We start from the raw sequence: 19,011 nt of genomic DNA, 5'->3' as shown, positions 1-19,011 counted from the left end.
GACTAGCTTATGTACGGACTGGTTACCGCGATTCAGCTAGTAACGAATCGCACTATGGATCGGCTTTTGACCATGTGCGGTCAATCAATGCTGCTACGTAGTCAACTTTTGAAACAAATCGGCTGATACCGCGAATCTTCACGGGTTCATTTCGCTTTGTGATGGTGTTAGGGATGTGCAAATATACGATTTTTTCGCATACTTCAATTGTTGCGTGGTCAATTCCTGCCTTGATTTGCTCTGATGCCCACCCCCATTTCTCAAGCAAGTGTTTTGTGTTTTCAAGGCTGTAAAGATGGCGGAGCGCGTAATCTTCAGCATTGTTTTCATGCAGTAAAGATTGGTGAAAACTTGAGTAATTGTAGTTAGGGCGGGTGTGAGCTTTTGCAGAAAATTTATTCATGGTTTAAGCGGTTCCTTTTTGATGGTTTTGGTGCAGTGTGGAGAGTGCGGATTTGTGGCATCGCACCCAGCCAACTAGTTAGAACGGCACCCCACCACGCTTAAAGTAGATTTCCAAGTCACTTGGGTTAATCAATAATTCAGCCCCAATGGATGTTTTGCACAACAGCCGCAGATAGTTTTTGCCATCAATAATCTGACAAACAGCACCCTGAACCTGAACAAAATCGTTAATCGCAGGGATAAAAATCGAAGCTGGAGAAATGGTTGAATCTTTCATTTGGGTTTGGTCGAATTACTTGCTACCTCTCTATTATAGCGTGTGCGCACTCAATAACAGCATTGCTTTACAAACTCTTCACAGTTGTTTAGTTTGTGTACACGCTATTATGGAGGAAAGAGAGTAAGGGTTATGGAACAATGAGCAAGGGAAGAGGCAGACCCGGAGGAAACCCGGAGTTTGGAACAAAATATAAATTTGATTACGGCAATGCAGAAACAAGAGATCACGCCCTCAGCATCCGATTTTCTAGCAGAGAATTAGAAGAAATTAAGAGGATTGGCGGCGATAGCTACCGGGATTTTTGCAGAAAAGCAATATTAGAAGCACTGGAGCAAACCAGCTAACTGCTAATAGAAATTAGAAAAAGTGCAGCGCTACGCGCTGCACTTTTTCTTTTGGCAGTCAACGCGGACTGCCAGACGAGAAAACTAGAACAACGAAAGCTGAACCGGAGCGTGACCAAGAACCAAAGAACAACTAAACCAACCGGGATAACCGGGAACCGGAGAAAGACCCCAACCGGGCGGACAAAGAATTTGACCCAAAAACACCAGGCACGGCACACCGGAGCCGAGCGCATAAGCTAGCGACGCCCACGTTCCGGAACCGGAACCTGAGAAACAGCGCGAACTAGAAGCGGAAGGAGACAAACCAGCGGGACACGGCGACGACGGGAACGACACCCACAGCCCACCCCCGACACCCCCGACAACCCCCGACACACACGCAATCGAGCGACCAGCGAACGCGCCACGACCACGACTCCACCGACCAGACGCGACCGAGAACACCTCAGCCGATGGGAACCGGGAACGAAAAAACGCATCGACACCAGGCGCACACCCTACCAGAACACGAGCGCCGGCGGGAACACAATCAGCCGCAGCTGCCAGAGGGGCGAACGACCCCAACCACTGACGAGAGCCAGAAAAGCCAAAGCAAGAGAATTGAGAAAAAATTGATTGAAACATGGTCGAACCCTTGGAACATAAGACTATTATAGCGCGTGTACGCAATAATAGCAACTAATGCAACCATGTCAGCTACTGATTGCAGACATCTCCGACAGCTGCGCCGGCGACTTTGCGGTGTTCAATTGCTTTTGGAAGAATTTTTAAAAACTTTCCCCTGGATGAGTCGCGGCACGAAGTTCGGAGGCGGACGCCACCACACTATATATAGATGTGGATTTGATGAGTAAACCTCTGGTGTGGTGTGCGACCCGCCGCAGACGAGTGACCGCGCTGACCGAATGAGTAAGCAAACTTAGTACTAATTAACTTCGGCGACACGTGAAGAACGCCCGCCTCAACGTGTTTTTCGTCTGCTTTTCTCCATCGATGGCAATAACTCTTTATCCCATTGACTTGCTTGGCGCGAGTCTTCGAGCGCTAAGCCACTGATCAACGAGCCGAGCGGCACTCTTTACGAGCAGACCTGAGCGTGTGAGTTTGTGCCGCTGGGCGATGCGGGTAACGAGTCCGTGTGCTTGGTGGTGCCAAAAAATGGGCGGTTGCCCTTTCCTCAGAAAACAACCATTTTATGCTTGTCTCGACAAATTTAAATTTCAACTCCTTATTCATCATCTGACGAGCTACGACTTGATGATTCTCCACTCGTCCAATTACTGCTATCTTTGAAAAAAATGTTAGACTCCCCAGCAGAATAATTCAAAATGCCTGATGCTTTTAATTTTTTTAAATTGGCGTAGAACGTATCATTTGTTAAGCCATTTTCACTGCAAAAATCTGCGATATTCACCGCATCACTTTCCAACTGTTTTAGCTTGTACGCCATAAGCGCCTCAGGCTTGAATAACTTACTTAGAGACTTAGCTTCGCTAGTTAGTAACAGACTTACATCTGAAAGCCAATTAACTGTGATTGAATCCAGGCTATACCCTACCATTCCCCTTTGTTTTAGGCTTGCAAGCGCTGAGATAAAATCACCAGTAGGAACGCCGCTTGCTCTCGCGATCGCATTTAAATTAACTGTGTCACCGCCGTCTTCAGATACTTGGTATTGTAGTAGCCAAAAAATATAAAGGTTTTTTCTTGTGCCTGCCTGAGATTTGATTAACTTAATATTATCAAGTGAAACCTCGCTAGGAATGACGCTTGCTTCCGGGTTCCAAGTGAAATCAAGAGTATCGCTAAAGTCTCTTATAATAAATCGCTGATCTACGTTAATAACTTTAGAGAAATTAGCAATCATTTCCTCAGCAGAGAGATTCCACTTTTTCATGAAAGCGGAATCAATAAACAATGGACTACCGTACTTCAACCATTGCTCTGCCTTTATTGCGTTGTAGATGTAGGCAGGTAACCCGACTGTGTCAAGCGATCGCCTAACCTCGGCTTCAGTAATCTTTTTAGTGAAACTATTGTAAAGTTGCACCCTCCACCGAGGAAACCTAAAATTAATAATCCCTTTTTGAGCTAGATTGCACATTGCTGCAAATAACTCACGATACCCGATATTGTTGTCGATTATGGCGAAAGCATCAACAGGTGACGGAGTAATAGGAGATTGTGAGCGTAATTTGAGGTACGTATAGGTGGTATCGTCTATTATCTCTGCATCAAGTAGCAGAGAGTCTAACTGCTCTTCTATATTAATCATGCTTCTTCTCTTGAAAAAAATAGCTATGGTTGCTAGGGGCTGTTTATGAATTCGGTTATATTTTCGTCATCATAAACAGCTTGCAAAGAATTAAATCAACCAAACAACAGAAACACTAGACAAATCAAGGGTGATAACCTTGCTTCCGTCTTCATTGGTTTTACTGGAAATGTTCCCTAATTCATTAAGGAGTGTCGCGGGTGGGATGCTCCAAGGAGCGACAGAGTAAGTGTCAGGGGAAACTGGTTGTGCTAGTCCTCCCCCTTTGTTCAAAAGTAGAGCGTAGTAGACATAAGCAGTATTGTTAATCAGTCCATCCTTTTTCATGCTCAGGACTTCTTCTTGAGAAATGGTTGTTGTTTCGTTCTGCCCCCAGGTAATTGTCATTTCAGTTGGGGTGATTTTAAGTGCTTTTTTCGTTTCTAAGGTCTGGAGGTGGCGCAATAGCTCAGTGTTGTCAATCCCCCACTGAGACTCAAATGCATCTGTATCAATCTCTTGAGTACTGTTTCCTGCGTCTTTCAACCACTGAAGTGCAAAGTAGGTGTACTCAAAATTGTTGATAATTTTGTATGTCTTGAGCGCTGAGATGTCTGGACGGTCGAGGGTAATTATTGCCATTTTTCTTTCCTTGAAGTTAATATGGTCTTTTGCCACACTCTTCTGAAAATAAATAACCCACCACTTGACCAACAGAACGGCATCTTTCTCCAGAGGTGCCGTTCTGTTTATTATAAAGCGATCGCTTTTTTTCGCATATTCTTACAAGGAATTAATCAGAGATTTTTTTAAGAATTCAGCTATATTAAACTGATTTACTCCTGGTGATTATGAAATGACATCCTGCTACCTGGTGGGATGTCCTTCTTCTTTTTAGGGAGAGGACTAGAGTTTGTCGCCTGGGATTATGGCTGTACAAATAATATAAGCGTTGCTTGCCAAGTATCGGCGATCGCTCTTAACTCTGCTGATAAACCTCTTTTGTCCTTCAATGGATTTCCCAACAAGACACCCAGCAGAGGCTCTGCCAACTTTGTCCATATCGGAGCCATCGTGTTGATTCACTCCGTAGCGTCCCTGAGTGACTGCATCGCCAATTCTCAATCCATCTTCGTTGTTGTCTCGGCAGACTTCAATATCCGCGACCTGGACCAATGCTTCATGTGGTCGTGAGTTTCCGTGCATTCCCACAGCCCACGCCCAATACTGCCCAAATTGAATCCTAGCGGCTCCCGCTGGATTCATTCGGTGGTACGTGTAATAAGCACCAGGCTCACAAGTCGCTGCCCATGCTTCCACTATTTGAGCATTCCCAGAATCATCTACTTGGAATAAAGCGCGGGTATCATTCCACTCGTCTAGTCGGTCACTGTTGAGGGTTCCGTCTGGGTACATCCCTTCTATATATACGATGTTGAAAACATCTCTTCCCCGAGCTATCCAATAATTGTGCTTTTGGTAATAGCTGATGATTTTTTCCATCAGCCCTTCAGCTTCAATGGGTGGCAATGGTGGCGCAAGCCTTAAAGAGGTTTTAGCCGCTTCGTCGAGAATCCCGTCTGGCTCGGGGACACCAGTAAGCTTTTGAAATTTCATCAAAGCACTTTTACTGAGGTTGCCCCATTTACCATCTGCCGGAGGGTCGAGCAATCCTTGATTAATTAGTATTTGTTGGGCTTCTTTATTGTTCATGAATCCTCCTAACTAAAACGGCACTTAAACTTGATTAAGTGCCGCAAGTAAATTTCAGGGTTAATGGTGGATTTATTGAAGAGTTTCAGGTTTTCACTATGCTAACCCAAGCTTTTATAAATGTCAGGTGCTGCCATGATTGAAAAAATTATCAATGCTGTTTTAGATGTCGTTAAGTCACTTCTCCCCAATCAGAATTTATCCACTCCTGCCTGGATAATTCGCTTATCTGTTTTGGGGGTACTGGTAGTTGGAATAGTTGTCGGAATCAAAGATACACCTTTGGGCGATCGCCTTGGGTTAAGCAAGCAAGTAGAATTACCGCTGTTAACTCATACTGAAGTAGTAAAGAACTTTCGTCAAAGTTATGAAGAAATATCACAGTTGAGGGAGTCAGACCCCAATGTTCGCGCCACGTTCCTCGTAGCATTGATAGATAATTCCACAAATAATATTGTGCAATCTCAAAACATTAAAGATACTAGGCTAATGTTTTGGGCATGGTCAGTACCCGTTGACAAATACTCCTACTTGGACGTATTTGAACGAGCTTTCAACAGTATCAAGGGAGAATTTCAAGCTAAGCTTAATGATGGTTCTTGCCTGAGTGGTGAGATTCAGAAACCAGTGCTAGAGCAGCTTAAGCGCGGTGTGTATGATTTTCAATCTACGCATTTCAGCGTATGTCCAGTCTTTACGAGCCAGAATAAAAGATTGGTTACCGCTGCGATCGCTCTCTATAAGCAGCCCGATTCACTCCAGCTTTATTTTTATGAGGATAAATTGCAAAGGGCTGCAAGTGCAATTAGTACGCTTTTTTATAGTTTTAGTGAAAAATATCAGATTATATTTGATTAAGTTGCCATAGCTTACTGTCTGTGCTAATTTGGTTGCCAGCAAGATGGTATACTACCAAAACCCCCTTATCGCAACCTTGAGGGGGCTTACTTTTTAAAGATTTCCTCTGAGAAATACTTGGCATTTTGAGTCAGAATGCATTAAAAAAGAACAACGAAGAGAGACTGATAGAATCCGACCACCAAGTGTTACAACTTGGTATTTTTTTTGATTTGCTTTCTCAGAGGAAACTTGCGATAAGAAAAAGTAAGTGTTTTGATAGAGATGGATTTCTTCTTTTGTGGTATGTGGTTCTCCCGCTTGATTGCCAGCGGGATATTTTTTGAGCGGATGGATGAATGCGATCGCCCAAGCAATCGAATAAAATTTACCAGTACGCGTAAGCATAAAAAGGGGTACAAGTCCCACCCTTGGCGGTGGGCTTTTTAATGGATAGAATAGCCAAGTAATGCAAGTAAATACAGGAAGGGATTTAAGCCCATGCGCCTGGTTGTGGGCTTTCCTTTTTTAAAATGTGTGCTATTTTTGATTAATCAATGCCCCATTACATCCTTTGGTAGATGAGAAACATCCCTTCACAATGCGCGTCTGTGAAGGATTTTTTTATAAAGTATAATACTGAAACCATAGCTCTATTTGTTTATCAATGTAAGCGCTTATTTTTTCAAGGTAGGCGCTTCATTTTGTAGTTTTTCTCAGAGGAATCTGGAAGGTGATTCCTTTTTGTCGCCTTGATTCTTTGGCGTTAACGAATAGAATATTGGTGCTGCGTAGTAAAAAAATATGCGAATCAAGCAGATTCATGCTCACTTCTTAATCTCGATTGGCGATTACTCCAATGAAAGGATTGGCTTTTCTGTGGAGGTAGAAGAGGGAGATTCTATCGAGGAGATTGTAGAAAACCTAAGAGAAAGAGCTAAATTAATCGTCGGGTCATCGGCAAAAGAACTCTATGATCGTAAGTATGACGTGCAGCGCGCATATCGAGAGTTGGAGCGTAAGCTGGAAAATGCTCGTAAAGAATGGGATGCGACTGCTGAATTTTTACGAGCGCAGGGAATCAAGCCTGATGCCCCATCCATGCCACAATTTACTAATTTGCTTTCAGCAAGCAAGGTTGAAGCCGAGACAGTTTTATCTGATGCTGAGTTCGTCAGTGACTGAAAGGCGAGAGTTCAAGGATGCGCTTATACGCGCTTCCATCTTCTTAGAGGAACCGATACGGGAATTCCCGTATCCATATTCTTTAGAAAGCAAGTAGCTGCTCTGCTTTCTTCTTATCCTCAAGTGCTGTACGCCGCATCATGTACTCGCTTGGGGTTGTGGGGTTCGGCAGCGAGACAAGGATGTCTTCGCATCGGCGAATCTCATCTAGCAGCGCCTGGACTTCTTCTGATTGAGTACTCGTGTATTGTGAGAACCTTTTCTCTGCTTGCTGCCATGTCGGCGAAACTGGCTCTTGCTGCACAAGGCTGCTTATATATAGAGGAAGTGGCAAGCCTGACTTCTTATATCCGCTCTCAATGGCGAGTGCTGCATCTCCATCTGTGAGGCGTAGGATTAGAGTGCGTGAGCCGAACTTATTTTTCTCCCAACTTACCGCAGGCTTGGGCATCTTCGGCTGTGGTGGTTTCTGGTGCTGTTTAATCTTTTGGGCAACGGATAATTGGGTGTCGCCCTGGGTGAGGTGTGCAACGGCGTCCTCATTTCGCTTCTGTCCGAGTTGGAGCAAGACATATAAGCCAAGCTTTGGGGGCAGTTTCTCGGGGAGGTTGTCTGCGATTTGGACAGCTTTGATGAGCTTGTTTATCTGTGGCTTAAGCAGTTCGGCTTGCTCTAGTCGTCTACCAAAAGAGCGCTTAGCCCGTTCTTTTATCTCGGCAAAGTATCGACCTACTTCCAAAAGCTGTTGATTGACCGACTCAAACCACTCCTTACCTTTGACAATCATCAACTGAATTTCATCGGCTTGGGGATACTCGGCTGCTAAATCTTCGAGAGATGCGATCGCATTAGTGCTAAATTCTGCTACCATAGTCCTAGAAAATTGATTTAAATCGAGCGAAGCGCCAACAGTTTGCAAGACGGGGGCGCTTTTGCTTTGTCTAATTTTACCATTCTTCAGAGAATTCTCAGAGGATTTTAGAAGGCGATCGCATCAAAACAAGCCCTTTTACCCCTCTTCACCAGGCGGATATCGAAGAGTACCCTTGCCTATCCTGGCACTCTTTGCCCTGCCTACCCGCTTATAAGCGCCAAATACCTTACTACGAATTTCTACTGGAGATACACCATACTTTTCTGCTTTGATTGAGTGCGATCGCTCCAAAAGAGCAAGCACACCTGGGTCAGTGGCAAGCCGAGTAAGCGCCATCATAATGATCTCTTTCTTGTTCAGCCCCATTGAGCCACCTATTTCTAGAAGGATTCTATACAGTTCCTTGGGAATAGATACTTGCAAATCTTCCGAATCGAAGCGAACAACATCCTCCCCGTTTATCTTTCCGCGCTCAGGGTGCGAATCAATATCCTGCAATAATTCATCGTTGCTAGTCGGTTTCTGTCTGCTTGCCATGCATTAAATTTCGATTACTTTCCTAGTATTATCTATCTACTAGGATACCTGCTAGTGGTAATGATAGAATTCTTTAAAGAGAGCGCCCCCGGTGACTAGTCCTCACCGGGCACGACTTCCCCACCCATAGCCGCAACTATGAAAGGAGCAATATGAACTTACTTGAATTTGTACACAAATGGGAAGCACCCAACGAGAACAAATTGCGATCGCTCTTGTGTGCTTTTTTCGAGAAAGACCCCCGCACTTTGAGAAACTGGCAGAAAAAAACGCCCAGAGAGGTACAGTGGATTCTCGACCGAATAGACAAAGATTGGCAAAAAACAGGGAGAGATTACTCTGTTTTTTTGTAGCGCAAAGCGGAAAGTTTTGATGTAGATATAGCTGAAAACCCTGTCTATTCGGATTCATAGACAGGGTTTTTAATTTAAGTATCAACTCGATATCAACTTTCTATCGGTGACAATAAAGCAACATCAAAGTGGCAACCGACTTCGACTGGGTTGACAGAGCGACAGCCCAACAAATTCTAGGCATCAAGGAAGCTCAACTAAGAAACGACACAGCAGTTCTGTTACAGCTAGAAACACCAGGATTCGACTACAGACCATACTCAGATAGAGGTTATGGCAAGTCGTCGCTGGAGGTTTTGAAAGCGTTTCGGCTACTGGTCAGGACGAAGGGCAGAACAAGAGCAATCGAAGAAATTAATTCATCAATGGAGAAAATGTATGAACGAGAAAGACAAGCAAGCAGTAGAAAACGCTAAGAGCCGACGCAGCAACAACGGCAGTGGAAAATCAACAGTATCCGGCGGACAAAAGAATGCAGAACAAGGCGGACAACATCTACAAGCCGCGCTGCAACAGCAATCTGAGCAAGCAGGGTTGATGATAGCGGATAATTTTCAAGCATACAGTTTAATGTGTGCGGTGAAATTTATGCAGTCCGGACAATACGGTCCAAAGACGGCGGCAGTGCTTGAATCATTCACCACGGGTACATCAAGCCCTTTGGAAGAGTGGGGCAATCAGATAGAGTCGTGGAATCAACCCGCTCTACCATCCTCAGCTTCAGACTCCAGTGGCTCATCTATCTCAAGTTGATAGAGGGAATTATGCATCCAGAAGTAGATGAAAGCTCAGAGATGATTGGGTGGGTTCCCGTCCGTGGTCATCGTCCATCAACTAATACAGGTGTATCAATTGGTGGACTACCACAACTTATCATCGCCGTCGCTGCAATTATTGGGTTATCTGCCTTCGGTTCTTACTTCTTTGCTAAAAATCAAAGGTCGGAGAACGAAATACAGCAAGCTCAACAAAGAGCGATTACAGCAGAAAGAGAACGGTTTTATCAATGCATTGGGGGACAGGGTGGAAATAGTCAATAATTTTTTAAATTTTGTGGCTGAGGTTGCAACGGTTTCTTACGTTAATGCCATAGATGCAATGTGGAACGGTGACCAAGATGGCTTTGAACGCAACAAAAGCCGGACTGATTTGCTTAGCGCAGTTGCGAATATCGACGGTGAAGACAGATGGACGCCAGTAAAAAATCAAGTCAGAAGAGAGATGGGGAGAAGTTAACATGACTGAATATATAAACACCGGATTGCTAACAGGGAAACCTGAATCACCTACATCTGCTTGGATACTGGAAGAAAAGCCAAGGGAACGAACAGGGCAGGCAGAAACCTCAGCCACGGAAACTTCATCTAACCCAAATCAAGCCAATGAGCAATGAAGAGTTTCTGTATAAACTTCAGCAAGTTCTCATTGCTATGTCGGAAATCTGGGATGAGCCACAATGGGAAGATTTAAACGACAAGCTGCTTGAAGAAAACTATGGATATGTTGGGCTAAGGCTAGAGAAGCTGTCACGAAGTGCCAAGTACCTTAAAGCATTGAGATGACTAGCTTTTAGCCGTTGTCTGCCAAATTTTATAAAACTTTACAGAGTTCCGAGTTTCAGCGGAGTGGGAACATTTCCATAACTTTGGTGTTGAATTTCATAATTTCAAGCACTAGAACGAGCGCCAAAAAGGGTAAAGTTCCGACTCTGAAATTAATTAAGAACTTTCTAAGAGGATATGGCACAAGGTGACACTTTCTCTAGCATTACGCCATGTTGGGTTAACTGATGCACAAATGTCCTTTGCTCGTGCTGAATCGCTATTAAATCCATCCGAAGGGCTGGAACACATTGGAACCCGAATTGATAGATGGAAGCAAGAAGCGGTAGAGAGACAGATACAGGAGGCGCTTAAAAATGGTAGAAGCTAATTCCAAACAAGCGGCAACAACGCTAAATCAATTTAGGAAACCACTCACCCGTGGGGCTGATTACACAATAGGAATCAAGCCGAAGCTCGAACAACTTACAGTTTCGCCAACGGGCAAGACTGACAAAGAAGCGGAACTCCATATTGCCAACTGTCGCCGCATCGGGAATGAGTGGGACATGGTGGGCGCTGAATTTGATGTGCAAACTAAAATGCACAACGCTCATCAAAAAATGTTCGGTGCTGCAACTGCTCAAATCAATGCCTCGACCTCATATATTAATGGATTGAGCGCTTGGAATAAAAATCAGGTGGCAATTTCTAATGAACGCATCAGCAGCAATGAAGCAAGGGTGGCGATCGCATCTGTACCAGTTGAAATTCAACGGCAGAACGTTGAGCTTGAAAAGAAAAAAGAAAACCTGATTAAATCGAGAATTGAACTTGAATCGTTGCTTATGACCAATTCTCAAGCGAGAGAGGATTTAAGCCACGATAAAATGATGGCGCGGCTCGACGGGTACAAAATTGAAGTGAAGCTACCGGAACTTATCACCCAAAACATTAGCGGGTTACTTGACCATGAGCCAAAAGGGAATCTCTAATGTACTGGTTGTCGCTTTATTTGCTGGTTGTCAGCAGTTCAATGACACTTTGTAGAATCTCAAAAATTCTGCAACTTCATCTCTTTGTGTGGGGCTTGTTCCTTTTTCTTGCTGGTCTTTTTTGGTATTTCTGGCAGGAAAGGTATGGAAAACCTGAGCCTAGTAGGGGTTATGCCGAAATACGTGGCAAATGGGACACGTTGTAAAGTTTTGTTGCAGAGTGTGCTTTCTTGATTTACCAACTTGCCCATAAATGATAAAGGGACAATCAAGATTTTGCACAGTAAAATCAACTCTTCACCTCTTTCAGTGCCTCAAACTTGTCCATAAACAATCATTTTTGGCAACGTTTTTCTCTGAAAGCAGACACGAAATTTGGTATTTAAACAACTGTATAGCAGGGCTTTTAAGAATCTGCGTTAGAAAACTTTACAATGTGTCCCATTTGCCATGTATTTCGGCATACCCCCTTGAGGGTGCGGAATGTGGGATAGAACCAAACACCCCGGCTCTAGCTGGGGTTTTTAATGCTGTGCAGATTGCACACTTCACAGAACTTTACAATGCACGGCTCAAACCTTAGCATCCCGCATGCATAAAAGAAAGGAAAACCCTTACTTTTTGTTACTTTTTTAGCTTCTCAATTTGGCTCACACCTCCTAACCCCGTCAAGACAAGGAGTTAAACGATTTCCAGCCGGCATAAATCAGTGCCAGGGATGAAACACTCAAACCACCGGAGCTTTCCTAAGGCTGAATCATCTAAATGCACCCTAGCCAAGCGTCCATTGATAGTTTTTACCGTGCCAATCTTGCCAGAGCGCTTACTACCTGGCATCACTACCCGAACCCGCAGACCTGGCGTAATTGTCGCAGGTTTGGAACTGACCGCAGGCTCATCAGCTGTTTGTTGAGCAGGTGGAACATTTTGCGCTGACACCCTGTACTGCCTTAGCACGGTTCTAATGGCATCAACTTGACTTGGCTGTAGATGCGTACGCACTTCTGCTTTTTGCTCATCAGTCCAGCAATCAACCAGCGTTGCCAACATTTCACCCGCGTTATCGTCCTCCAGCGCCTCAAGCATTAACTCGGCGTTCGCTGCTGGGTCGAAACTTAGCTCGACCACCTTATTCTGAACATCATCAACAGAGACTTCTTTCTGGATATCAGCACTGAGTATTTTTTGATTCTCATACTGAATCGGCTCAACTGCTGAAGGGACACCCTCTCCCCCCGTTTTTTGAAAAAGTTGTTGAGTATGTCCAGAAGCGTTGCTACTGCTAGCTTTCAAATACTCAACAGGGTTGTCAACATCCAAGGTTGTTGAGTAATTGTTGAGTAATTGTTGAGTATTTTGTTGAGTATTGGAAACACTATGTAAATCAATGGTTTCAGCCATATACTCAACAACTTCCACACTGGGTGGGGGAGGGGGGGAGTCCCCCGTGTGTTGAGTATTTTGTTGGGTCAAAGGCAAACAGTATAAACTGACACGCTTATCACCAGAAGCAGGTTTACAACTGATTAACCGCTTATTGACCATGCGGTTTAACTCGGTGTAAACTCCTCTACCCTCCTCTGGTGTCATTCCCAGTAATTCGATGATTTGTTTGCCCGATAATCCATCTACATGGGAATTTTTCAGCAGTATACTAACAATGCGCTCCCTAACTGTTTGTTGTTCGGCTTGAGTATCTTCATCCAACCGAATCCAGCTATTATCCTCAGGATTAAACTCTATACCGAGACTTTGCCCCTCAGTATCACGAGCAAATACTGACAGCACACGGCGCGGGTCTTTGGGGTCGATGATGAGTTTCTTGGCGTTGTTCGGGTCAGGTTTTGGTATGTGGTCTAATTGCCAAGTTCCCCAGACAGCCCCAGCGATCGCACTACTACCACGAAGCTTACCAACACCCATTGCATCTTTATCTTTGTTGGTATGATGAATCAAAATACCTGATGCACCATAACGCCCAATAGTTTCTTTCAGGGTATAAATGTTGTCGGCAAACTCAGCAGAGTTTTCGCTAATCTGGGAACCGTGGTTAATTCTTCGTAACGAGTCGATAACAACCACATCAGGTCTAAAATCTTCCAGCTGCGCTTCCAGGGAATCCAAATCATCAATTGTCCACTGGGGGAGTATTCTTATATAGTTCTTATCAGCAGCCCTGAAACCGCGTTTTATAAGCTTACTCTTGGTTGAATTGAGGGATTCATCACACGAAACTAGCAGCACCTTGCCCCGCTGTGTTGTTTCACCCAAGAAGCTACTCTCCCCGGTGGCGATCGCAAAGGCAGCATCAATTGCCAGCAGCGTTTTACCTGCTTTGGGACTGCCAGCTAGAATGATTGTTTCCCCTTTGGGCAGCAGTTCGGGTATGAGCCACTGTAAGCCCTCAGACTCTAAAGCAAACAGTTCATCTAAGTCATAGACCTTGGTTTGTTTCTGCTCGGTGCGGCGGGAAAGAACTTTGAGTAAATCCTCTACTTCGGACTTACTGAGGCGGTAGTTACTGCATATCTCTGCTCGCTTCCGAGTTCTTTTAATTGGGTCACTTTCTTTAAGAAGTGCCAACAAGTCGAGTCTTAGCCGCTCATCTGGATCTGATACTTTTTCCTCAAAGCGTGTTGCTTTTTTGGATGTTTTATGCAGGTCATTCCCAGCGAATGCTTTACCAGTCGCCTTGCTCTGTTGTCTCTGCCACGCTTTCACGCAGTTCTCCAACGCATCATCTCCTAGTGTGCTAGTTGGGTTGTCTTTTTCAGCTGAGCGCCAAATTTTCTCAGCTTCCTTGGGTTCTAGAGGAGGGGTGCATCGTTGGCAGTAGTCATCAAATAGTTGCCTAGGGTCACTCTCAAAACGATACCCCAAATACTGTAACCTTTGAGCAGTGCCAATTAAATTTCGAGCCAGTTTTGCTCCTGAAGCATTGCGTCCACCATCGGGTCCACCACTTTCTGGTAAGCCAGCGTCAATCAATAGGCGATCGCTTTTCGACAAACACTGGTACAACGGCACATCGTCACCAAGAGAGTATTGATATTGTGACGGTTTATTGTTTTCCTCTTTTATACCTGTCTTCACAATAATTTGTAACAAATCTGTAGGGTTGTTTCTCAATGGTTGACAGGTGACGGTATCGCATTTTATTGGCTCAGCCCCCGCTTTGATGTGCCAGCACCCCGCTAACCTCAGCACTCTTGAAGGATTGCATAATCTTGGGTCGCTACCAGTAAAGGCGAGGAAGTCTTTCTGCAATTCCTTCCACTTTTCTAGAGCAATGGGTTCATCAAAAACCCAGTAAGAATGTACTGATTTTCGTGTTGCGATTTGTAGCGTGGGTTCAGGTAGTTTCAAATTTTCCCAAAACAGCAGCTGATCTTCTATTGGTCGGTCATCAAATTCGCAGAAAAGTGCTTTCCCGTGCTTGACATTAAGGTCTTTTTGACCTCCACCGTTCACAACAAAGTAGATGCCTTTACCAGAACGCTGTAGCTGTTCTAGTCTCGACCACGGCAAGTTGGGAAACTTCGCCTCAAGTTTTACGACTTCTTCTCCTTCGTAACCTTTACCCGGAATTGCCCGTAGATAAACTATTTCGCCATGCTTGTATCCCAAAGCCTCTAGATGAGCGATCGCTTGATTGCGGTCTATAGAAAATACTTCGTGTGCTGATGGATTGGACGATAAGGATTTTTTCTTGTATAATTGTCCCATTGTTTAACCTCATTGCTTCCTTGGTTGGAGCAACTCAGCCAAACCGTTTTTCCTGAGACTGAAAAAGCAGTCCGAATCAGCTCATAATGGGAATAACAACTTAATTAAAGTTGTAAAAATGTTGAAACTAAAAATCTAATTTTGGCTGATTCAGTCTGGTTTGGCTGAGTCACTTTTTTTTTGTGACAACAAAGCTCCGGTCTAGTAGCGATGTCGCTCTCAAAACTTGAGAGCGCCAAAAGGCTATCTATAAAGGGTATTTTATGCTGGTCTTGAGCAAAGTGGAAAGGTCAAATCCTTTTTTTCCTAGTAAAAAAATACTAGTGAAAAAATAATGAACAATATTTGTCTACTAAAGTAGACAATCTGTATACAAGAGGCTAGATTAACAGTTATCAGTTACCAGTTACCAGTTACCAGTTAATCCCCATGAATGAATGAGCGGGGATTTTGACTTATGTATAACTTTTCTCTTTTTTTCCACAAATCAATTTGGGGGCAAGACCCGAAGGTGTGAACAGTGAAAAGTCTCTCCATTATCTGATAACTGGTCACTGTTCACTGTTCACTGATTTGGTCACCGTATACAAAAAGTAGACAGTAGTAGACAAATGAGCAGCAAGGTGATTTCATTCCGCTTCAATGATGCTGAAATCCAAGCACTAGAAGCACTCCAAACCGAAGACGACGGAGATTCACTCAACCAGACAGCAGCAAGGTTACTCAGAGGTCTTCTCGGCACGTCAAGAGAAGTGTCTACAGGTGTAGACATCAGTAAATTAGTTGAGGAGAAGATAAGCGCTGCCGTGGGTAGTCTACAAACCAAGCTGGAATTGGTGGAAGAACGCTTGGGAAAATTGAACGCTCCTTGTGATAAGGATGAATCTCTCAGGCTTGATGTGAAAGCAGTACATCCAGATTACACCGCAGTTCGGGAACAGACGCTCAAAAAGCTGAAAGTTGGGAGCCAATCAGCTGCTGGTAAGGCTGTAGACGCCTTTATCCGGGAACTTGAGCGGGCATATCCACCCCAGATCCCCACGCGCGATTGATGCCTAAAATCCGCTTGATACGGGCATTTCAACCGCTGCCCGCCCCGATTCAGGGGGCAATTCTCGTCTACATTCGTAGACACATTATGGTCTTCCTACTTTCGTATACGTATTGTAGACATAAGTAGACAGCTAATCTTCATCACCAGAGCGATCTGCTGAAAGCAGCAGCGCTTCGCTATCGCACTTTCTTGCCAGTGCCCTGCGGAAGCGCGATTGCCCGTCGGACGAAGAGCGAATTGTAGTAGCGCTCAAATTATAGAGCGCGATCGCTCCTTGTGGGCGTGGAGCTGGATAATAAAGAACGGTATTGGAAAGATCCATTCTCAATACCGCGCTTATCAGTAAGTTTATGAATAGAGATACCCAATCAGCAGAACAATCAGTAGATTTAGTAGCAGTCCAGAAACTAGAAAAGTCTCTTGAAGCGAAAATTGAATCATATTTTGCTGACGCAGTGGATGAATCCCCGGACGTCCTGTCCGAGTTGCTTAAGTCCCTTAACAGCGATGGAACCCGTAGGGCATACCGGAAAGATATTACCGATTTCTTTGTCCGCATGACTGGGCGCGAGCCTAATCGGGATTCCGTTCTTGAATTTTTGCACCTAGAAGGTCATAAAGCAACACTGGTCGTCTCTAAATATAGAGCTAAGTTGAATTCGGATGGTTTATCACCCAATACTGTTAATCGCAGGCTGGCTGCAATTAAGTCTTTGGTTGCTTATGGGCGAAAGCTGGGGATGTGCAGCTATGCTGTGGATGTGGACAGCGTTCCAACTCAGGCTTATCGGGATACTTCCGGTTGTACAGGTGAAGAATTTTTAGGTGTCATTAAGGGATGCGATCGCTCGACGTTGGTGGGGAAGCGGGACTATGCATTGTTGCTATTGCTGTGGGGGAATGCTTTGCGGCGCAATGAGATTAGCACTTTGGACGTTAGGCATTTTGATGCATCTGGTGGTATTTTGTGGATTGAAGCTAAGGGCAAAACCAACCGAGTTAAAGTGAACCTACCGCGCAACACAGCGTCTGCTCTAGCTGATTGGCTGATTGCTCGTGGCGGCGATATGTCTCAAAATCGTCCTTTGTTTACTTCTGTGGATTTTCACGCCGCTGGGCATAGGCTCACCGGAGATGGCATCTATAAAATAGTCAAGCGCCTGTTTAAACGGGCGGGTGTTGAAAAACATATGTCACCCCACCGCTGTAGGCACAGTGCTATTACTGCTGTACTGGAAAAGACTGATGGTAATGTTAGGAAGGCGCAAAAACTCAGCAGACACGCCAAACTAAATACGCTTCAGATTTACGATGACAACCGCAATCGTGATCAACTGGAGATGTCTGAGCTATTAATGGACGGGTTGGAATGAACCAGGCGCAAGCACTTGTGTGGCTATCGTGGATCTACTTCTTTATTGACGTATTATAACAATATTGATATATTGAGAGGTATGCAGTGCCTGAAACCCGTGTTGTTTTCTACCAGGAAGAGGATGGGGACGTTCCTGTCCTGGAATGGCTGAGGCGACTTTTGAAGGAAGACCGCAAAGGTTATGCAAACTGTGTTGCTCGAATCAAGCAACTTGCAACATCTGGATACGAGCTGCGTCGCCCTGCGGCAGATTATCTGCGGGATAGTATTTACGAACTGCGGGCAAAGCATAACCGTGTGCAGTACCGTATCTTGTACTTTTTTTACGGACAAAATGTGACAATTCTCGCCCACGCTATTACGAAAGAGGAAGCCGCAGTACCAGATATTGATATCGAACGGGCGATAAGGCGAAAGCTTTTATTTGAAGAAAACCCAGAAGTTCACACCTACGTAGAGGAACAAGAGGATGGCGAAGACTAGCGATGCGATAAAAATCATTGACAAGATGACTCGTACTGACCCTGAGCTTGAGACGATGGTAGCGGAAGCTTCCATTAATGCAGAAGTGGCACAGTTGATTTACGAAGCGAGAACAAAAGCTAGGTTAACGCAGAAACAGCTTGCGGAACTTGTGGGTACAAAACAGCCTGTGATTGCACGGCTGGAAGATGCTGATTATGAGGGACACTCACTTTCTATGTTGCAAAAAATCGCTCGCGCTCTCAATCAGCGGGTAGTGATTCATCTGACTCCGATGGAACATAAGGAAAGTGCTTAGTGGTTTTCGTGAAATGACTCATTCGGGAAGTAGCAGGATAATTAAGGGACTTCCCAGAATTATTAAGAATATTGTACTGGATGCAGATATGGAAACGATGAAGTTGCGAGCGCATATTGGGGCAGATGGTATATTGCAAATCCAAACGCCCACTGATTTAAAAGATACTTCTGTTGAGGTGGTGGTGGTTGTACAGCCGTTACCCAATGCAGAAGTTGCAGCATCTGAGGAAACTGTACCGCAATATAATGCTTGGGGAAAGCCGACGACGAAAAAATCAATAAGTGATGCGATCGCGAAGCGGCTCCTTTGGAGCATCGCTCTTATGCGACAACTGCGGCGAGAAGTGACGTTGGATAAAACGTCAATCCGCTCCATGATAGAAGAGGGGCGAAGATTTTAATGCAGTTTGTTAAAGAATATAAAAACAAACATTGAAGAAGAATTCAGCAAGTCCTGATTCAGGAGTCAGAATCACTTTCGTGGGGATTCATATCAAGTCCGGATAAATAGTGTTCATTAAGCTGCCACTTGCGGCCACCAATGATAGCAGGCGATCGCCCGAACAAATTCCGGATGCCTTAATAAAACTTGACAGCGATGAAACAAGACTTCCTCCAATTCATCAAGACTACTGAAGGAGCGATTAGCGAGCTTGTTCGTTGGTCAGAGGCCATAATCTCTCAGCAGGCTGTAACTCGGCGTAAAGCTAGAGAAGCTGTCACCTTGTGCCATATGCCTGAAACCCTTTTAG

General features: G+C 44.6%; 28 protein-coding genes. 17 read left to right on the top strand and 11 right to left on the bottom strand.

The genetic code is table 11. The features are described 5' to 3' along the window. Positions 1-52: 52 nt before the first annotated feature. Positions 53-403, bottom strand: coding sequence for a hypothetical protein (locus ACM0OZ_RS44205; RefSeq protein ID WP_414589256.1), 351 nt, complete (start codon positions 401-403; stop codon positions 53-55). 78 nt (positions 404-481) lie between these two features. Beyond that, entirely contained in the window at positions 482-682 is a 201-nt protein-coding gene (locus ACM0OZ_RS44200; protein ID WP_414589255.1) for a hypothetical protein, read from the bottom strand. 140 nt (positions 683-822) lie between these two features. On the opposite strand from ACM0OZ_RS44200, the gene ACM0OZ_RS44195 reads away from it, so the two are divergent. After that, complete coding sequence (locus ACM0OZ_RS44195) at positions 823-1,029, top strand: hypothetical protein (RefSeq protein WP_414589254.1); 207 nt, start codon at positions 823-825, stop codon at positions 1,027-1,029. A gap of 239 nt (positions 1,030-1,268) precedes the next feature. Here ACM0OZ_RS44195 and ACM0OZ_RS44190 read toward each other — a convergent pair whose 3' ends face one another. The 4 genes from ACM0OZ_RS44190 to ACM0OZ_RS44175 all read right to left on the bottom strand — a co-directional run bounded on the left by ACM0OZ_RS44190 (position 1,269) and on the right by ACM0OZ_RS44175 (position 4,999). Beyond that, positions 1,269-1,439, bottom strand: coding sequence for a hypothetical protein (locus ACM0OZ_RS44190; RefSeq protein WP_414589253.1), 171 nt, complete (start codon positions 1,437-1,439; stop codon positions 1,269-1,271). A gap of 821 nt (positions 1,440-2,260) precedes the next feature. Beyond that, positions 2,261-3,307: a hypothetical protein gene (locus ACM0OZ_RS44185; protein ID WP_414589252.1), complete on the bottom strand. Its 1,047-nt coding sequence runs from the start codon at positions 3,305-3,307 to the stop codon at positions 2,261-2,263. A gap of 90 nt (positions 3,308-3,397) precedes the next feature. Beyond that, the gene (locus ACM0OZ_RS44180) at positions 3,398-3,928 is read right to left on the bottom strand and encodes a hypothetical protein (RefSeq protein ID WP_414589251.1); all 531 of its coding nucleotides are present in this window, start codon (positions 3,926-3,928) and stop codon (positions 3,398-3,400) included. Between the two features lie 264 nt (positions 3,929-4,192). After that, positions 4,193-4,999: a peptidoglycan-binding domain-containing protein gene (locus ACM0OZ_RS44175; protein WP_414589250.1), complete on the bottom strand. Its 807-nt coding sequence runs from the start codon at positions 4,997-4,999 to the stop codon at positions 4,193-4,195. Between the two features lie 135 nt (positions 5,000-5,134). Here ACM0OZ_RS44175 and ACM0OZ_RS44170 point away from each other — a divergent pair, with 135 nt between their 5' ends. Next, on the top strand, positions 5,135-5,857 hold the full coding sequence (locus ACM0OZ_RS44170) for a hypothetical protein (protein ID WP_414589249.1): 723 nt from the start codon (positions 5,135-5,137) through the stop codon (positions 5,855-5,857). A 93-nt stretch (positions 5,858-5,950) separates the two neighbouring features. On the opposite strand, the gene ACM0OZ_RS44165 is transcribed toward ACM0OZ_RS44170, so the two are convergent. Further along, positions 5,951-6,244 carry a hypothetical protein gene (locus tag ACM0OZ_RS44165; RefSeq protein WP_414589248.1) on the bottom strand — a complete coding sequence of 98 codons (294 nt, stop codon included), beginning with the start codon at positions 6,242-6,244 and terminating at the stop codon, positions 5,951-5,953. Positions 6,245-6,640: 396 nt separating this feature from the next. Between ACM0OZ_RS44165 and ACM0OZ_RS44160 the strand changes: the two genes are divergently transcribed. Continuing rightward, a complete protein-coding gene (locus ACM0OZ_RS44160) occupies positions 6,641-7,021 on the top strand; it encodes a hypothetical protein (protein ID WP_414589247.1) in 381 nt (126 codons plus the stop codon). Positions 7,022-7,103: 82 nt separating this feature from the next. Here ACM0OZ_RS44160 and ACM0OZ_RS44155 read toward each other — a convergent pair whose 3' ends face one another. Both ACM0OZ_RS44155 and ACM0OZ_RS44150 read right to left on the bottom strand, forming a co-directional pair. Then, entirely contained in the window at positions 7,104-7,892 is a 789-nt protein-coding gene (locus ACM0OZ_RS44155; protein WP_414589246.1) for a hypothetical protein, read from the bottom strand. Between the two features lie 138 nt (positions 7,893-8,030). After that, positions 8,031-8,432 (bottom strand): hypothetical protein, encoded by a 402-nt coding sequence (locus tag ACM0OZ_RS44150; protein ID WP_414589245.1) that lies wholly within the window; start codon positions 8,430-8,432, stop codon positions 8,031-8,033. Between the two features lie 152 nt (positions 8,433-8,584). Between ACM0OZ_RS44150 and ACM0OZ_RS44145 the strand changes: the two genes are divergently transcribed. The 9 genes from ACM0OZ_RS44145 to ACM0OZ_RS44105 all read left to right on the top strand — a co-directional run bounded on the left by ACM0OZ_RS44145 (position 8,585) and on the right by ACM0OZ_RS44105 (position 11,321). Further along, a complete protein-coding gene (locus tag ACM0OZ_RS44145; protein WP_414589244.1) occupies positions 8,585-8,785 on the top strand; it encodes a hypothetical protein in 201 nt (66 codons plus the stop codon). 128 nt (positions 8,786-8,913) lie between these two features. Continuing rightward, positions 8,914-9,201, top strand: a complete 288-nt coding sequence (locus ACM0OZ_RS44140) for a hypothetical protein (RefSeq protein WP_414589243.1) — start codon at positions 8,914-8,916, stop codon at positions 9,199-9,201. After that, complete coding sequence (locus ACM0OZ_RS44135) at positions 9,164-9,538, top strand: hypothetical protein (protein WP_414589242.1); 375 nt, start codon at positions 9,164-9,166, stop codon at positions 9,536-9,538. Before ACM0OZ_RS44140 ends, ACM0OZ_RS44135 begins: the two co-directional genes overlap by 38 nt. Before the next feature lie 11 nt (positions 9,539-9,549). Continuing rightward, positions 9,550-9,825 (top strand): hypothetical protein, encoded by a 276-nt coding sequence (locus ACM0OZ_RS44130; RefSeq protein WP_414589240.1) that lies wholly within the window; start codon positions 9,550-9,552, stop codon positions 9,823-9,825. Positions 9,826-9,838: 13 nt separating this feature from the next. Next, on the top strand, positions 9,839-10,021 hold the full coding sequence (locus ACM0OZ_RS44125; protein ID WP_414589239.1) for a hypothetical protein: 183 nt from the start codon (positions 9,839-9,841) through the stop codon (positions 10,019-10,021). Between the two features lies 1 nt (position 10,022). Then, positions 10,023-10,178, top strand: a complete 156-nt coding sequence (locus ACM0OZ_RS44120; protein WP_414589238.1) for a hypothetical protein — start codon at positions 10,023-10,025, stop codon at positions 10,176-10,178. Beyond that, entirely contained in the window at positions 10,168-10,347 is a 180-nt protein-coding gene (locus tag ACM0OZ_RS44115) for a hypothetical protein (RefSeq protein ID WP_414589237.1), read from the top strand. The genes ACM0OZ_RS44120 and ACM0OZ_RS44115 overlap by 11 nt, the downstream gene beginning before the upstream one ends. Positions 10,348-10,534: 187 nt before the next feature. After that, entirely contained in the window at positions 10,535-10,717 is a 183-nt protein-coding gene (locus tag ACM0OZ_RS44110; RefSeq protein ID WP_414589236.1) for a hypothetical protein, read from the top strand. Continuing rightward, entirely contained in the window at positions 10,704-11,321 is a 618-nt protein-coding gene (locus ACM0OZ_RS44105; protein WP_414589234.1) for a hypothetical protein, read from the top strand. Before ACM0OZ_RS44110 ends, ACM0OZ_RS44105 begins: the two co-directional genes overlap by 14 nt. Positions 11,322-12,002: 681 nt before the next feature. On the opposite strand, the gene ACM0OZ_RS44100 is transcribed toward ACM0OZ_RS44105, so the two are convergent. Further along, the gene (locus ACM0OZ_RS44100) at positions 12,003-15,047 is read right to left on the bottom strand and encodes an AAA family ATPase (RefSeq protein WP_414589232.1); all 3,045 of its coding nucleotides are present in this window, start codon (positions 15,045-15,047) and stop codon (positions 12,003-12,005) included. Between the two features lie 611 nt (positions 15,048-15,658). On the opposite strand from ACM0OZ_RS44100, the gene ACM0OZ_RS44095 reads away from it, so the two are divergent. After that, a complete protein-coding gene (locus ACM0OZ_RS44095; RefSeq protein WP_414589230.1) occupies positions 15,659-16,099 on the top strand; it encodes a hypothetical protein in 441 nt (146 codons plus the stop codon). A 132-nt stretch (positions 16,100-16,231) separates the two neighbouring features. On the opposite strand, the gene ACM0OZ_RS44090 is transcribed toward ACM0OZ_RS44095, so the two are convergent. After that, the gene (locus ACM0OZ_RS44090; RefSeq protein WP_414589229.1) at positions 16,232-16,423 is read right to left on the bottom strand and encodes a hypothetical protein; all 192 of its coding nucleotides are present in this window, start codon (positions 16,421-16,423) and stop codon (positions 16,232-16,234) included. Positions 16,424-16,451: 28 nt separating this feature from the next. Between ACM0OZ_RS44090 and ACM0OZ_RS44085 the strand changes: the two genes are divergently transcribed. The 4 genes from ACM0OZ_RS44085 (at position 16,452) to ACM0OZ_RS44070 (ending at position 18,660) form a co-directional block, all read left to right on the top strand. Next, positions 16,452-17,474: a tyrosine-type recombinase/integrase gene (locus ACM0OZ_RS44085; protein ID WP_414589228.1), complete on the top strand. Its 1,023-nt coding sequence runs from the start codon at positions 16,452-16,454 to the stop codon at positions 17,472-17,474. 86 nt (positions 17,475-17,560) lie between these two features. Further along, on the top strand, positions 17,561-17,959 hold the full coding sequence (locus ACM0OZ_RS44080; RefSeq protein WP_414589227.1) for a type II toxin-antitoxin system RelE/ParE family toxin: 399 nt from the start codon (positions 17,561-17,563) through the stop codon (positions 17,957-17,959). Further along, entirely contained in the window at positions 17,946-18,257 is a 312-nt protein-coding gene (locus ACM0OZ_RS44075; protein WP_414589226.1) for a helix-turn-helix domain-containing protein, read from the top strand. The genes ACM0OZ_RS44080 and ACM0OZ_RS44075 overlap by 14 nt, the downstream gene beginning before the upstream one ends. An 88-nt stretch (positions 18,258-18,345) precedes the next feature. Then, a complete protein-coding gene (locus ACM0OZ_RS44070; RefSeq protein ID WP_414589257.1) occupies positions 18,346-18,660 on the top strand; it encodes a hypothetical protein in 315 nt (104 codons plus the stop codon). The last annotated feature ends 351 nt before the right edge of the window (positions 18,661-19,011 follow it).

This window comes from Scytonema sp. PCC 10023, from assembly GCF_963920835.1.
In the GTDB taxonomy this organism is placed as follows: domain Bacteria; phylum Cyanobacteriota; class Cyanobacteriia; order Cyanobacteriales; family Nostocaceae; genus Kalymmatonema.
The sequence above is the reverse complement of the archived record's forward strand: the minus strand, read 5'-3'. Positions and strand labels throughout refer to the sequence as shown.

What these genes read in the sequence shown, in the direction of transcription:
- ACM0OZ_RS44205 (WP_414589256.1), bottom strand. Translation starts at nt 403, where the DNA reads ATGAATAAATTTTCTGCAAAAGCTCACACCCGCCCTAACTACAATTAC.
- ACM0OZ_RS44200 (WP_414589255.1), bottom strand. Translation starts at nt 682, where the DNA reads ATGAAAGATTCAACCATTTCTCCAGCTTCGATTTTTATCCCTGCGATT.
- ACM0OZ_RS44195 (WP_414589254.1), top strand. Translation starts at nt 823, where the DNA reads ATGAGCAAGGGAAGAGGCAGACCCGGAGGAAACCCGGAGTTTGGAACA.
- ACM0OZ_RS44185 (WP_414589252.1), bottom strand. Translation starts at nt 3,307, where the DNA reads ATGATTAATATAGAAGAGCAGTTAGACTCTCTGCTACTTGATGCAGAG.
- ACM0OZ_RS44180 (WP_414589251.1), bottom strand. Translation starts at nt 3,928, where the DNA reads ATGGCAATAATTACCCTCGACCGTCCAGACATCTCAGCGCTCAAGACA.
- ACM0OZ_RS44175 (WP_414589250.1), bottom strand. Translation starts at nt 4,999, where the DNA reads ATGAACAATAAAGAAGCCCAACAAATACTAATTAATCAAGGATTGCTC.
- ACM0OZ_RS44170 (WP_414589249.1), top strand. Translation starts at nt 5,135, where the DNA reads ATGATTGAAAAAATTATCAATGCTGTTTTAGATGTCGTTAAGTCACTT.
- ACM0OZ_RS44165 (WP_414589248.1), bottom strand. Translation starts at nt 6,244, where the DNA reads ATGCTTACGCGTACTGGTAAATTTTATTCGATTGCTTGGGCGATCGCA.
- ACM0OZ_RS44160 (WP_414589247.1), top strand. Translation starts at nt 6,641, where the DNA reads ATGCGAATCAAGCAGATTCATGCTCACTTCTTAATCTCGATTGGCGAT.
- ACM0OZ_RS44155 (WP_414589246.1), bottom strand. Translation starts at nt 7,892, where the DNA reads ATGGTAGCAGAATTTAGCACTAATGCGATCGCATCTCTCGAAGATTTA.
- ACM0OZ_RS44150 (WP_414589245.1), bottom strand. Translation starts at nt 8,432, where the DNA reads ATGGCAAGCAGACAGAAACCGACTAGCAACGATGAATTATTGCAGGAT.
- ACM0OZ_RS44145 (WP_414589244.1), top strand. Translation starts at nt 8,585, where the DNA reads ATGAACTTACTTGAATTTGTACACAAATGGGAAGCACCCAACGAGAAC.
- ACM0OZ_RS44135 (WP_414589242.1), top strand. Translation starts at nt 9,164, where the DNA reads ATGAACGAGAAAGACAAGCAAGCAGTAGAAAACGCTAAGAGCCGACGC.
- ACM0OZ_RS44130 (WP_414589240.1), top strand. Translation starts at nt 9,550, where the DNA reads ATGCATCCAGAAGTAGATGAAAGCTCAGAGATGATTGGGTGGGTTCCC.
- ACM0OZ_RS44120 (WP_414589238.1), top strand. Translation starts at nt 10,023, where the DNA reads ATGACTGAATATATAAACACCGGATTGCTAACAGGGAAACCTGAATCA.
- ACM0OZ_RS44115 (WP_414589237.1), top strand. Translation starts at nt 10,168, where the DNA reads ATGAGCAATGAAGAGTTTCTGTATAAACTTCAGCAAGTTCTCATTGCT.
- ACM0OZ_RS44105 (WP_414589234.1), top strand. Translation starts at nt 10,704, where the DNA reads ATGGTAGAAGCTAATTCCAAACAAGCGGCAACAACGCTAAATCAATTT.
- ACM0OZ_RS44100 (WP_414589232.1), bottom strand. Translation starts at nt 15,047, where the DNA reads ATGGGACAATTATACAAGAAAAAATCCTTATCGTCCAATCCATCAGCA.
- ACM0OZ_RS44095 (WP_414589230.1), top strand. Translation starts at nt 15,659, where the DNA reads ATGAGCAGCAAGGTGATTTCATTCCGCTTCAATGATGCTGAAATCCAA.
- ACM0OZ_RS44090 (WP_414589229.1), bottom strand. Translation starts at nt 16,423, where the DNA reads ATGGATCTTTCCAATACCGTTCTTTATTATCCAGCTCCACGCCCACAA.
- ACM0OZ_RS44085 (WP_414589228.1), top strand. Translation starts at nt 16,452, where the DNA reads ATGAATAGAGATACCCAATCAGCAGAACAATCAGTAGATTTAGTAGCA.
- ACM0OZ_RS44075 (WP_414589226.1), top strand. Translation starts at nt 17,946, where the DNA reads ATGGCGAAGACTAGCGATGCGATAAAAATCATTGACAAGATGACTCGT.
- ACM0OZ_RS44070 (WP_414589257.1), top strand. Translation starts at nt 18,346, where the DNA reads ATGGAAACGATGAAGTTGCGAGCGCATATTGGGGCAGATGGTATATTG.